Raw genomic sequence first — 13,174 nt, 5'->3', positions numbered from 1 at the left:
CACAGCCTTGCTGCACCACATCGAGAAAGACGCTCTGCTTCGGGCGTTTCGACGACAAAAGCCCGCAGGCCGGCGCGGAGGTCGATGGGATAAGGGAGGCAAAGTACGAAGAGGGGCTCACGGACCAATCCGCGATCTCTGCGCACGGGTCCACACTGTCCCTACCGGCTACAGCCGGTGCGGCGCGTCTACATCCCCAACCCGACGGGGGTAGGCGGCCTCTCGGTGTGCCGGCCGCTAGAGGACAAGATCGTCCAAAGCGCGGTGGCCGAGGTGTTGAGCGCCGCCTATGAGCTCGAATTCCTCGGGTTCTCCTACGGCTTCCGGCCGGGGCGGGATCCTCAGATGGAGCTTGATGCCCTCGATCCGGCTTTCATGACATATCCAGTGTCTTCGATTCGGTCGACCACGAGTGGCTGCTGCGGATGGTGGCGCACAGGATTGCCGATCCTCGTATCCTGCAGCTCATCGAGATGCGGCTGCGAGCTGGCGTTCGTGAGAGCGGCGAGAAGCAAGACACACGCCGCAAAGGGCAGGATCAGTCCGCTCCTTTCTAACATCTTCCTGCATTACCTCCTCGATCGCTGGGTCGACCACTGGAGCGGTCGCCATGCACGCGGTCGCGTTGTGACCGTGCGCTTTGCGCACGACTTCGTCATCGGCTTCGAGAGCAAGGCAGATGCCCAGGAAATGCTCTTGGCCCTCAATGCGCGACTGGCCGGCGCTCCATGCGGACAAAACCCGGTTGATCGAGTTTGGCGCGGTTCGCGGCCTCCCGCGTCAGCCGCGCAGCGAGCGGTGGCCGAGACCTTCGCCTTCCTGGGGTTCACTTACTTTGCGGGCGGACCCGAGATGGCCGGTTCATCGTGAAGCACAAGACCGAAGGGAAACGCCTGTGCTCTCGAGCAACATCACAAGTCTCGCGCGGCTCATGCGGGCGTCGCTCGTCGACAAACGTTGGTATAGGTTATGCAACCCGTTCTATATCCCCCGCTTACCTCTGTAGAGTTGAGCTGCCCGTCGGCTTGTCTGTAGTTTCAGCGTCGAAGCTGGACCGTCCGAAGGGTGGGGCGGCGCGAAATCCTAAGCTGAGTTGATAAGTGTGCTGCAAGGCATTGCTGCCATTGAGGCGTGGGACGAGGTTAAATGGAAATACGTCAGCCCACTTCCGCGTTGGAGGTCCATCAGCACATTGTGTGCTCCCTCCAGAAGCAAGACCCAGTGATCTTGGACATCGGCTGCTACGACGGAGCTGACTCTTTACATTGTCTGCGGCTTTGCCCAGAGGCTCAGCTCTACTGGTTCGAGCCGGCCCCCCCGGGGCGGTTGCTAGCTTAAGAGAAACATGGGACTCTACCCTGAGAAGGTGCCCCTAGCCACAGTCGCCGCGTTGATGACTGTTGCTGTAGCCTGGCTTACTGGCGAATTTCCGTCAGTCTCTTGAATGCGAGCATCGCGATGGCATTTACCGAGCTCTTCATCAAACGTCCGATATTGTCTATCGTCGTCAGTCTCCTGATCCTGCTGACCGGCATTGGTGCGGCCACCGTTTTGCGAATCCGGCAGTATCCTAAGCTGACCAACACGGTCGTCAATATCACAACCTCTTATCCTGGCGCCTCCGCCGACATGATCCAGGGGTTCATCACCACGCCCCTTGAGCAAGCGCTCGCTTCGGCCGAAGGCGTTGATTACATTACGTCCTCCTCGGTGCTCGGTGCCTCGACGATCCAGGTCTATATCAAGCTCAATTTCGAGCCCAACGAGGCGCTCACTGAAGTGCTCTCCAAGGTCAACTCGGTCAAATATTTAATCCCTAAGGAATCGAACGATCCGGTCGTCACCAAATCTGCCGGTCAGACCACAGCTGTCATGTATATCGCCTTCTCCAGCGAAGAACTGACGGCCAGCGCGATCTCCGACTATCTCTCGCGCGTGGTGCAACCGATTATGTCAACTGTAGACGGCGTCGCAGCGGCAGACATCCTCGGCGGCCAGAGTTTTGCGATGCGGTTATGGCTCGATCCGGCGAGAATGGCGGGCCACGGCGTGTCGCCAGCTGATGTTTCGGCTGCAATCGCGGCCAACAACTTCCAGGCTGCGGCCGGCCAGACTAAGGGCTATTTCACTCTCTCCGACGTCACGGTAAACACTGATCTGCGGAGTGTTGATGAATTCAAGCGCATGATCGTCAAAGCCAATGACGGCGGCTTTGTGCGCATGGAGGACATCGCGACAGTCGAGCTTGCGGCGCAGAGCACAAACGCCAGCGTCGCGATGAACGGCGAACACGCTATCTTCGTCGCCGTGCAGGCGAGCCCAGAAGGTAATCCACTGAACATAGCGCGAGGCGTTCGGGCACTGCTTCCAGAAATGAAGCGCAGCCTGCCGCCATCGCTGAAGATGGAAGTGGCCTACGACTCCACCAAGTTCATCCAATCATCGATAGACGAGGTGGAGAAGACGCTCCTTGAGGCGGTCGCGATCGTGGTGTTGGTGATCTTCCTGTTCCTGGCCTCCTTACGGTCTGTCATCATTCCGGTCGTCACCATTCCGCTGTCCATTATTGGCGTCTGCAGTATGATGCTGGCGCTGGGGTTCTCATTCAATCTGCTGACCCTCCTTGCGATGGTGCTTGCGATCGGCCTTGTGGTTGATGACGCAATTGTCGTGGTGGAGAACGTTCATCGCCATATGGAAGAAGGTGCGTCGCCCGCGCAGGCCGCTACGAACGGCGCGGGCGAGATCGTCGGCCCCGTCCTCTCCATGACGATTACGTTGGCCGCCGTGTACGCGCCCATCGGCTTTCTCGGCGGCCTCACCGGCGCGCTGTTCCGCGAATTCGCGTTTACACTGGCGGGTTCGGTGATCGTGTCGGGCGTGATCGCGTTGACGCTGTCGCCCATGATGTGCGCGGTCTTCCTGAAGAGCGCTGAAGAGGGGCGGTTTGCAAAGTTTGTGAATCGTGTGTTCAGCGCCATGACGCGCTGGTACGGCCGCAAGCTCGACCGCTCGCTCGACTATCGCCCGATTACCGGGCTGTTTGCGCTGACCATGCTGGGCCTCGTCGCCTTTCTGTATATGCACACTTCCAAGGAACTCGCACCCGAGGAGGATCAGGGCATCGTATTCGCACTGACAAAAGCGCCGAAATACGCCAATATTGATTACCTGGATTATTACGGCGCCAAGCTCGACAAGGCACTCCAGAAGTTTCCCGAGACGGATTTTCGCTTCGTGCTCAACGGCATCAGCGGTCCGCAGGGCGGCATGGCCGGGATGTTGCTTAAGCCTTGGGCCGAGCGCAAGCGCTCATCGATCGCGCTGAAATCGCTGGTCCAGGCCGAGCTGTCCAAACTGGAAGGCATCAACGCATTTGCCTTTAGCTTGCCGCCGCTTCCGGGCGGTTCGGGCGGCTTACCAGTGCAGATGGTGATCAAGTCGACGCTCGGTTTCCAGTACATCTACGAGCAGATGTCGGAGCTGAAGGATGCCGCGCGCAAGAGCGGTCTGTTCATGGTCAGCGACTCTGACCTTGAGTTCAACCAGCCGGGGGTGCGAATCAAGGTCGATCGATCCAAGGCGAGCGACCTTGGCATCACCATGCAGAACGTCGGTAGCGCGCTCGCGACCCTCCTTGGCGGAAACTACGTCAATCGCTTCAACCTGCAGGGCCGCTCCTACGAAGTGATCCCGCAGGTGCCGCGCGAGAAACGCCTGACGCCGGAATCACTTGGGAGCTATTATGTCAAGACAGCGGCGGGCTCGATGCTGCCGCTATCGACCGTGGTCTCCATCGAGACTGCGACCAATCCGAACGCACTCACCCACTACAACCAGCTCAACTCCGCGACCTTCCAAGCCGTACCGATGCCCGGCGTCACGATCGGTCAGGCTGTGGACTTCCTCGACGTCGAGGCAATGAAACTGCCCGCAGAGTTCAGTCACGACTTCCTCGGGGACGCCCGTCAATATGTGCAGGAGGGTAACAAACTAGTCATCACCTTTGCGTTTGCACTCATCGTCATTTTCTTGGTGCTTGCGGCGCAGTTCGAAAGTCTGCGCGATCCCCTCATCATCATGTTCAGCGTTCCCATGGCAATCGCCGGCGCCTTAATCCCGCTATTCTTTGGCTTGGCGACGATGAACATCTACACCCAAATCGGACTGTTGACATTGGCTGGGCTGATATCCAAGCACGGTATTCTGATGGTCCAGTTCGCCAATCAGCTGCAGCTCAAGGAGAGACTCGATTCCCGCTCGGCCATCGAGATGGCGGCGCGCGTCCGCCTCCGCCCAATCTTGATGACCACCGCGGCGATGGTCACGGGCCTCTTACCTTTGTTGACCGCAACTGGTGCTGGCGCCGCGAGCCGCTTCTCGATCGGGCTCGTGGTCGTCGCGGGCATGTCCATCGGCACGCTGTTCACGCTTTTCGTGCTGCCGGCGCTCTATGTCGCGATCGCGTCGGATCACCGCGCCGACGCGAGTTCCGATCACGTCCAGAACGCCGCCGAGCTCGCCTTCATCCGAGCATCCGATGCCCACCTGGCCAAGCGATGATCCTAACGATCAACTCGGGTTTGCTCGATCGCGCCGTTAGCGTAGCGGCGCTGCTCGCCGACCGCGGTAACTTGATCGCACTGGGTGCCTGCAGTTCATGGCGGCGGACAGGAAGGATGATCCGCGGCTGCTGCGCTTCGTCTCGATCTACTGCTTGCCCGAGGTGAAGGACTACATCGCGACCAAATACGGCCGCTTCATTGTGCAGATGTGGTGAGCGACGGATGCCTGGGAGGGTTTCACGGTCCCTTGCGCGTCCGGAGCTTCAAGCCGGTGGTGCGAAGCTTGGGGGGAATCATGTGTTCGGCGAAGAGCGCGTCGCGGATCCGTTTCTGCTCCGACAGGCGGATGCTGTTGTTACCTGACCGAGCAGGCCACCGCCACGTGATTTGCCGGACATCACGGCAGCATAACTCGCAGGATTGATGTCGCCCGGGACAGGGACAGAATCCATGTTCCCCGAATGGGTGGCGTACCCATTTTTCAATTGGTTCTTGGTGGAGAATTATTCACTTCCTGACCGCGCTGCAATTGCTGTCTGAAAAGAGACCGCTGATTTGCTGCAGGCTTAGATAGTTGCCAAGAAATTCAATCCCCGCCAATTTTGGGCGCGAAACGAGCCGGCCAAGACGCGATAGTCCGGCGATTACTCGAGCGCGGCCGCCATTTCGGCTAAGGTTTGGGGATCGGAGGCTCCCGGGATGAACCCGCGGTCGGTGCGGGCCTGACTGCACTCTATCGGATGCGGCGGGGCGAGGCATCGGTTCCTGTGGACAGCTGTTCGCCCGGTTTACGTCCGCAGCTATTGGTTGGGTGGAAATAACCAGTCGGCCAAGGGATGCATCCGTGACCAGTCAGCGCGGACGCTCGAGTCCGGCACCTCGCCAGCTTCAATTGAGGCTTCGCCCCTCGAAGTGTCGAGCGGGGGGTATTGACGGCGATGTCTATGGCACGCTCGCGCACATGCGGGCTTGCGCGATCTTGCATCAACCCGTGCTCCTCGCATTGGCGGCTAGCGCCGACCTGCTGCAGCACCAAGTCGCCCAGCCGCAGCGTCCGGAATGGCGGGTCGTCTCGCCGGTACAATCAGCATCGAATTCGCTCCTGAGGACGAATCCCTCAGATCGTTCCGCGGTTAGCACAACGCGGGATTCCGAATCGTTTGGCCGGAAGCTTTTCGAATGCGGTCACGTGATGGGTGTCCGCATAGCCAAACCGGGCGCTCCGGTCGGATCCAAGGGCTCTTCTGTGAGCGCGGAAATCTGGCCGCGGGCGTGGCGGATGAAGAGCCGAATCGCAGATCGAGCAAGTCCGCTTCTGAGCCGAAGAACGACAGGCGCGCCGCATCGACACACTCCTAAATCAGCGCTGAATTCAGCGATCGGGCCCGTCATATTCCGCCCAACTATCCGTCGTCTCGTACACCCTCACGCTCGAGAGTTGGGCGAGGCGCGGTTTCGCGTGCTCCCAGATCCAGATGGCGATATTTTCCGCCGTCGGATTTTCCAGTCCCGGGACGTCGTTCAGGCAATGGTGATCGAGCTTTTTTATAAGGCCAAACGCTTCCTCCATGTTGAAGAAATCCATTACGAATCCGGTGTGCGGATCGACGGCCCCGTTCAGCACGACCTCGACGCGATAGGAATGACCATGCACCCGATGACAGCGATGTGTCTGCGGGACGTTTGGAAGTCGGTGCGCTGCCTCGAACTTAAATGCTTGGGATATCTTCATGTGATGCCGAGTGTTTGTGGGACTGCACGCTGAGCCGCCATTTCGGCTGAGCCAGGCAGTACGAGATAGCCCGCCGCTCGACGGCGTCAGGGCGGTCTTTCGATCGAAGCAGAAATTGTTCAAGCCACGCTCATCGAACCGGTCTGGCAGGCTGCCGGTTGCGGCCACACGAATTTTCAGTTCGTGTCCGCGAGTGACGGCCAGCGCGGCGCGATTTACTGACGCAAATCCAGTCACTACGCTGGCCGGGGCCGGCAGCCTGCCGTTCGTCTCGATCGCGCTGAGGAACCCGATATCGTGTAAAGATTGCAGGACATCATCGAACCACCACAGTGGTTCTGAGCACGTTCATTGCTTGTGCCATGCAGATGATGGAGCGTCTACTACAAGATCCGGTAGATGCCAAAACCAACTTGAGGCTCTAGGGTCTGGCCGCGTTTCCCCGCCGATCATCATCCCGAGAAGTGAACGCAACCGGCACGATGCTCAACCAAAGGGCGGAACGGCACAATATGACTAGCAGAACCTGGGGGCTACCCTCGAACACCTCAGTCAGTATTCGCTACAACTGACGGGAGGCGTATGCCCAGGCAAAAATCAGCTTTGAAAACGTCAACCTATCCAGCCGATCACGGCGTGCCAGAGCAGATCCAGAGAGGATTGCGCTGAGTACGCCATCGTCGAATTTGGAAAAGTTCACTCGCCCGTGAATGGACCGAATACAGAATTCGCCCTCGACAGCAAGCGCAATGTGATGCCAAAGAAAAAACAGCACGTCGATCTATCGGACCAGAATCTCTTGAGTCTTATCCTGCGGCTCGCCATTCCGTCTGTTGTTGGATTATCGATCCATGCGCTGCAGCAGGTCGTCAACGCGATCATTGTTGGCGCCCTAGGCGCCCAGGCGATCGCAGCTGTTAGCATGACCTTGCCGATCGTGGTCCTGCTCGCCGCAGCCGGACAGGGAATCGGTGTTGGGGCAGCGTCGTTCATATCTCGTCATCTGGGCGCTCGTGAGTACCTAGAAGCGAGTCGAGGCGCAAGCACGGCACTCGCGCTCGCCGCTCCGATCGGTATCATAGTCACCCTCACTCTGCTTCCAAATCTGCCAGGGATATTTGCAACGCTCGGAGCAACCCCAACCATCATGCCCGTGGCGCTCGACTACGCGGGAACGGTTTTGTTGGGGTACACCCCGATGCTACTAAATACCGTCAGCGGGTTCATTGTAAGAGCCGAAGGCTATACACGATTTAGCATGTGGGTGATGATGACCGCGTTTATCCTGAACGCTGTGCTTGATCCCGTCTTCATATTTTCACTTGACCTTGGCGTGCGAGGCGCAGCCCTCGCAACGCTGGTGTCTCAGATCTCTGCTGTCGGACTGTATATCGCGTTTTTTACGAAGCTTGGCGGGACGGTTCTCGTCAGGATATCTCACATATCATTGCGAGCAGATCGCATCAGACAGATCGCGTTGGTAGGCGCGCCGGCGACAATGACGAGTATCTTATCTGCTCTTGCCGTTATGCTCTTGTACGGAGCTGCTGCGCCGTTCGGCGACGATTCCATCGCCGCGGTTGGAATAGCTGTGCGTATCTTGATGGTCGGCGCACTGCCTATCACCGGGTTCTGTATTGGCGCTCAAGCTATCCTGGGTTTCGGTTGGGGCGCACGCGACTATGCTCATATATTGAGGGCTGCGAAGTTCATGCTCTTCGTGACGATCGCATTCTCGGTGCTGTATTCTGCGGGCGTTGTGATTTTTGCGAGGCCTTTAGTGAGCCTATTTAGCGATAACGAGTACGTCACCGAAATTGCCGTCTCGACCTGCATCGTGTTCCATCTCTTCTTTGGACTGTTTGGGGTGCAGAGTTTCGTGACGGCAATGCTTCAGTCATTTGGGAGAGCGCGCCTCAGTGCAATTGTGTCCTTGGCCAGGCAGGGGTATCTCTTCATACCGGCCGTACTGTTATTCCCGCTGGTAGCGGGTTTTAACGGACTGTTAGCCAGTCAAGCGCTCGCAGAGCTTGGCGCCGGAATAATCGCTCTCATCGTCATGTTCAACCAGTTCGGCGAGCTCAGACGAGCGCTCCGGCACGGTCCTCAAGAGCGATCGGGATAGCGGGTTGAGCTGAGAACGGATATGATCGAGGCACAGATCATTGGGCGCTAGCCTCCTGGGAGGCTCGCCGTTAAAGCGTGATGGGACTAGCTTCGATGGCCTGAGTTTTTGAGGTAGTTGGCGCATTCTTCGGGTGTAAATGCATAAAGGAGTTCGCCGATGGCGGCGCAGACCGCATCGACGGTTCGTGCGGCTGCCTTGCGGAGCAGATGCTTGAGTTTGGCAAAGACTTGTTCGATGGGGTTCAGGTCGGGTGAGTATTTTGGCAGGAAGAAGAGCTTTGCTCCGGCGAAGCGGATGAGCTGGCGCACGGCTTTGCTTTTGTGGCTGCCGAGATTGTCCGGGACGACGATGTCGCCGGGCCGAAGGGTCGGCAGGAGAACCTTCTCCACATAGATCCGGAAGCTCACGCCGTGATTGGTCCCTCGATGAACCATGGCGCATCGATCCGGTCATGGCGCAGGGCCGCCAGAAAGGTAATGGTTTTCCAACCCATCTGGCCCCGAGCAACGCTGCCGGTCTCATCGACCCGCTTCATCCAGCCGATCGCCGTGCTGATCGCCACTCCAAACTGCTTGGCGGTCCGATTGCGCGCCCTAACGGCCAAATTAAGGGCGTCAGCTCTTACGGCATTGATATCGGCCAAAGGCTGGAAGTCGAAGCGCCCCAAGGCAGTGGCAATGTGGTCGGCCGTGAAGCGGGGGTGATCTCAATCGAGAGCTGACTGTCACACCAGTAACATGCGGTGTTTCCGAATTGGTGAGTGGAAATGCGAACCCCCTTTGCGCTTTGCTACTCTATGGCAAGCAGCTAAATGCAATGGCGCCAATACAAAAGGTGATGCTAACTTTTGCTACAAACCAGGTAAACACTGGCACGGTCATCAACAAGGCCTACAGCCAGAGCATCTTGATTGACCTTACCTTATACTCAAACCGAATGTCGCATACGACATAAACAACGTCTGGGAGTGGGGAAACTTCAGCTGGGCCCAGTCGATACGACGGATGAGATTCTGACGCGCGCAGCTGCCTCTCGGCATCGGATGGATTTCGCGTGCCTCAGTGCCGTCTTGAATACGGCAGCGAACGAACGAAAAAATGTTGGGCCAGTGTTCGAACCTGCGGGACTCGATCACGCCTCGTGAATGTATCATCAGGTGAATCAGGCCGTAACCAGCTATCGGAGAACTTGCACATCTTGATCGGGCTACCGGCCGAACAGGATGTGAAGATTGGCGGAGGCCAGGACGGCCCCACGCGAATGGTTAGAATACGTTATCGACGATGTCTTACGTGTTTGCTGACTTTGCCGATCACTGCCCCTGGCACTACGGCCAGGCGCGTCCGTATAAGCACGACTTGAAGAGAGGCCGGAGCACTGACCTATGGACAAGCGGCCTCTCGATCGCGGCGCATCGTCTCATCCGCCGCATCGGGTTGGAGACAGGGCGATGGCGAGTTGGCTGTGGCATGACCTTCGTAGGTTGATCCTCTGGCGTTGTGCATCGACTCGCGGCATGCTCGTGAGCCCTTCGCGTACAAGGGCAAGTGCAGAATCGCGGCTCATGCGGCATTCTCGCGATAACGGGTGCTCTCGTGCAGCATCTGCAAAACCGCGCTACGGTTCAGAAGTCCGCGGTCGATCGCGATTTCGATGAAGGGCCGCATTTGCTCAGCGGCTGTAAGCACAAGTGTCGATACCTGTTCATAACCAAGGCGCGGTACGAACACGGTCGCAAGAGCCGAAGATTGCATCAAGTTGCTGAGCGACCGTTCCCGGTCTGCCCGGATCCCCGAGATGCATTGGTCGGCAAATATTCTGGCCGATCGCGTCAAAAGCTCGATCGAATCGAAGAGGCGCGAGGCGATGACTGGCTCGAAGTGATTGATTTCGAGTTGGCCGCTCAACGCTGAGAGAGATACTGCGGCGTCGTTGCCCACGATAGCGAACGCAACTTGCTGGATCATCATCGGCAGGACTGGATTGAGTTTACCTGGCATGATCGAAGAACCGGGCTGGAGAGCGGGCAACCGCAATTCGCCAAGCCCCGTATTTGGCCCAGAGGAAAGGATGATCAGGTCAGAGGCGATTTTCGCCATTACCTCTGCTGCGATGCGGATTTCCGACGACACGCGTGCGAAGGCGTCGGCGTTCTGCATGGCATCGAACATGTCGTCGCCTGGGCGTACCGCGTGGCCCAAGATTGCCGCAAGATGTCCATAAACGGCACGGCGATAGCCCGGCACTGCTCCGAGCCCGGTGCCAATCGCAGTGCCTCCGAGGGGAAGCACCATCAATTCCTGGCGCGCCACGGACAGCTTCAAGGAGAGCCGCTTGATCGCTGATGCGTAACCGCCGAACGCCTGACCGAGCGTCATCGGCTGGGCGGCCTGCATGCATGTGCGGCCGACGCGCAATACGTCAGCGAATACAATGGCCCGCTCCGAAAGAGCGGCCGCCACCTGGTCCAGCGCACCCACCAGATCGCCGGACTTTTCGTGCGCCGCCAACTTGAGCGCCGAGGGCAGCACATCGTTCGTCGACTGGCATAGGTTCACGTGATCATTTGGATGGATCACGTCGTACCGACCGGGCTTTTCACCGACAATTTGCAGGGCCCGGTTCGCCAGAACCTCGTTCATGTTCATGTTGATCGATGTACCGCCGGAGCCTTCGAGCAAACCGATGATAAACTGCCCATCGTGTTTACCAGCAATGACCTCGTCCGCAGCTGCGATTAGTGCTCCTGCTACTTTGGCGTCGAGGGCTCCGAGCTCACGGTTCGCCGCCGCGGCAGCGCGCTTGATGCGCGCTAGTGCCCGAAGAAGTGCCGGCTGATCACCGAGCTTCTGGAGTGAGATGTCGAAGTTCTCGCTCCCACGCAGGGAGGCCAAGCCGTACAGGGCGCGCAGCGGCAGCTCGCGCGTTCCTAGACTGTCTATTTCGGTGCGAGTCGCTGACATCTCTGATCCCGGGTTCGGACGTTACGCAAACAACTCTCTCCGAAGACGGGTGAGAGTTAAAGCTAAGATCGGAGATGTTATGAAGGCTAATAAGTATGATTAATTAGGGTTATACTGTTCGTCGAGAGTCCGGGTGGAGCCACCCGCAACGCACCGGCAGGCGGCGTCCTCGTGAGCGAGCGGATCCAACACGATGCTGCCGACGGAACGAGCCATCCAGGGAATTTGAGCCGCGATCTGGGGCAAGGTCCAGTTCCGCAGGAGCACACAAGTATCATCCGCTATTCGCGCAGCCAACGTGCCTAATCCGCCTTGCTTAGTCACCAACGCGATCGTGCGCGAGAGGCCGGTCGCCGGCAATGGCATGACTTCGAGCGCCGGTCGATGGACGGCAGCCTGCAATATGCACAGGGGTGTTGTAATCGCCACGCCCATGCCATTGGCGACCATCGAGAGCAGCGAGTCCGACGTGTCGAACGACATCGTCTGCGGATGCTCTATCCTTAGACGCCGGAGATGACGTTCAATTTGCGTTCCCATGTGCGAACGCGCGGTGTAGCGGATAAGTCGGTGCTCGAGTAGTAGGTCGTCCAGTGGACGATCGCGAAGAGTATCCGCCCAGGCAATCGGTGCTACCAGGAGGAATGGCTCGCGCAATAGGGGTAAGCGGGTAACTTCGTCAACGCCCTCCATTGGATCCGATGTGACAGCTGCATCGATCTCGTTGCGCATCAATGCCTCGGCGTGCGCGGGTACCAGCCCCGAATACGCGCTCACGCGAAGCGCGATTGAACCCGCCATGAGGCTGCGGACCAACAGTGGTCCCACTGTGGACGCGAACGTGTCGATCATCCCGAGCCGAAGGTCCTCGCGTTCGGGACGCGCTGCGGCGGCCCGCATTTCCTCGACAGCTCGTCCGACGCGCAGGGTTATCTCGCGCATGTGGGTGAGCAGAGCTTGCCCCGCCTCCGTGGGCCCAAGGGGACGACGATCGCGACGGACGAGGGATGCGCCAATATGCGCCTCCGCGCGCTTCATCGCTTGTGAAACGGCCGATTGAGTGATGCCAAGTCTGAGGCCGGCCGCGCTCATGCTGCCCTCTTCGATGACGACGGCCGCGACTTCCAGTACACGCAAATCAGGCAAACTAAACATAGGAAGCCTACGCTAATGGATTTTTATCGGGTGTGCCACTAGTCCGTTTTCTCAGTTGCGGCGAGTCAATCTACTCGACAGGTTGGCGCACCGGAAACTCGCGCTTACTGCGCAAACAGCCGATTCCAAAGCCGCAGCGGTGGAACTGTTCGATGACACTTCATTTATCGACATTTCCAACCGCTCCAATTTCGGCGCAGAGTTCGATCCGGTGTGTCTGGAGAGTCCGCGCCAAATGACAACATTTCCGGGTGGCGGATCGGCGGCCCTGGCCAGGTCGCCACCCAATTGTGCAAGTTCGGTCAAGTAGAATGCGGGGTTCCAAGGCGACCTCGTCGAATGCCGACGTCCTTGATGAGTTCATCGGGCAATACGATCTCGGTGTCCGTGGAGGCGATCTTCGGTGATGCGTCCGGGCCGTACGATTGAGCATGATGAGCCAGAGGACGCGCCAGCTGAGAGGGCAGACGACCGCCATCAAACTAGCGAGCCGCTCTGCGGTCCGCAGTTTTGAGTCCTCCGCCCTGCAGCCCGATTTTAGGAGCTCCTGGAACAGCTCGATTTTCGTGCACGCACCTATTGGATCATGGACGTAGCCGCGCCTCTCTCTTGTCAACGATGAGTGCGCCGC

Annotated in this window: 7 protein-coding genes and 1 pseudogene; 4 read left to right on the top strand and 4 right to left on the bottom strand. The window is 58.5% G+C overall.

The features are described 5' to 3' along the window. Window positions 1-177: 177 nt before the first annotated feature. Window positions 178-870 carry an RNA-dependent RNA polymerase family protein gene (locus AC0L30_RS22765; protein WP_473304920.1) on the top strand — a complete coding sequence of 231 codons (693 nt, stop codon included), beginning with the start codon at window positions 178-180 and terminating at the stop codon, window positions 868-870. A 588-nt stretch (window positions 871-1,458) separates the two neighbouring features. Then, window positions 1,459-4,563, top strand: coding sequence for an efflux RND transporter permease subunit (locus AC0L30_RS22760; RefSeq protein ID WP_473304916.1), 3,105 nt, complete (start codon window positions 1,459-1,461; stop codon window positions 4,561-4,563). Between the two features lie 1,374 nt (window positions 4,564-5,937). Here the strand turns inward: AC0L30_RS22760 and queD are convergent. Beyond that, window positions 5,938-6,297, bottom strand: coding sequence for a 6-carboxytetrahydropterin synthase QueD (queD, locus tag AC0L30_RS22755; RefSeq protein WP_473304992.1), 360 nt, complete (start codon window positions 6,295-6,297; stop codon window positions 5,938-5,940). A gap of 706 nt (window positions 6,298-7,003) precedes the next feature. On the opposite strand from queD, the gene AC0L30_RS22750 reads away from it, so the two are divergent. Continuing rightward, window positions 7,004-8,422: an MATE family efflux transporter gene (locus AC0L30_RS22750; protein WP_473304914.1), complete on the top strand. Its 1,419-nt coding sequence runs from the start codon at window positions 7,004-7,006 to the stop codon at window positions 8,420-8,422. An 86-nt stretch (window positions 8,423-8,508) separates the two neighbouring features. Here the strand turns inward: AC0L30_RS22750 and AC0L30_RS22745 are convergent. Further along, window positions 8,509-8,912 (bottom strand): annotated as a pseudogene (locus AC0L30_RS22745) (IS630 family transposase); the annotation flags it as partial. On the opposite strand from AC0L30_RS22745, the gene AC0L30_RS22740 reads away from it, so the two are divergent. Next, the gene (locus AC0L30_RS22740; protein ID WP_473405255.1) at window positions 8,877-9,146 is read left to right on the top strand and encodes a hypothetical protein; all 270 of its coding nucleotides are present in this window, start codon (window positions 8,877-8,879) and stop codon (window positions 9,144-9,146) included. The pseudogene AC0L30_RS22745 and the gene AC0L30_RS22740 overlap by 36 nt on opposite strands. Window positions 9,147-9,987: 841 nt before the next feature. On the opposite strand, the gene AC0L30_RS22735 is transcribed toward AC0L30_RS22740, so the two are convergent. Next, a complete protein-coding gene (locus AC0L30_RS22735) occupies window positions 9,988-11,388 on the bottom strand; it encodes an aspartate ammonia-lyase (RefSeq protein WP_473405247.1) in 1,401 nt (466 codons plus the stop codon). Between the two features lie 99 nt (window positions 11,389-11,487). Next, window positions 11,488-12,543 carry a LysR family transcriptional regulator gene (locus AC0L30_RS22730; RefSeq protein ID WP_456766253.1) on the bottom strand — a complete coding sequence of 352 codons (1,056 nt, stop codon included), beginning with the start codon at window positions 12,541-12,543 and terminating at the stop codon, window positions 11,488-11,490. Window positions 12,544-13,174: the final 631 nt, after the last annotated feature.

It is taken from the genome of Bradyrhizobium sp. MI1.11 (genome assembly GCF_055811255.1).
Note: the sequence above shows the minus strand (reverse complement) of the source record. Positions and strands in the feature narration are given on the sequence as shown.

Excerpts from the sequence above, each read along its gene's own strand:
- AC0L30_RS22735 (WP_473405247.1), bottom strand. The coding sequence starts at position 11,388 with ATGTCAGCGACTCGCACCGAAATAGACAGTCTAGGAACGCGCGAGCTG.
- AC0L30_RS22740 (WP_473405255.1), top strand. The coding sequence starts at position 8,877 with ATGGCGCAGGGCCGCCAGAAAGGTAATGGTTTTCCAACCCATCTGGCC.
- queD (WP_473304992.1), bottom strand. The coding sequence starts at position 6,297 with ATGAAGATATCCCAAGCATTTAAGTTCGAGGCAGCGCACCGACTTCCA.
- AC0L30_RS22730 (WP_456766253.1), bottom strand. The coding sequence starts at position 12,543 with ATGTTTAGTTTGCCTGATTTGCGTGTACTGGAAGTCGCGGCCGTCGTC.
- AC0L30_RS22760 (WP_473304916.1), top strand. The coding sequence starts at position 1,459 with ATGGCATTTACCGAGCTCTTCATCAAACGTCCGATATTGTCTATCGTC.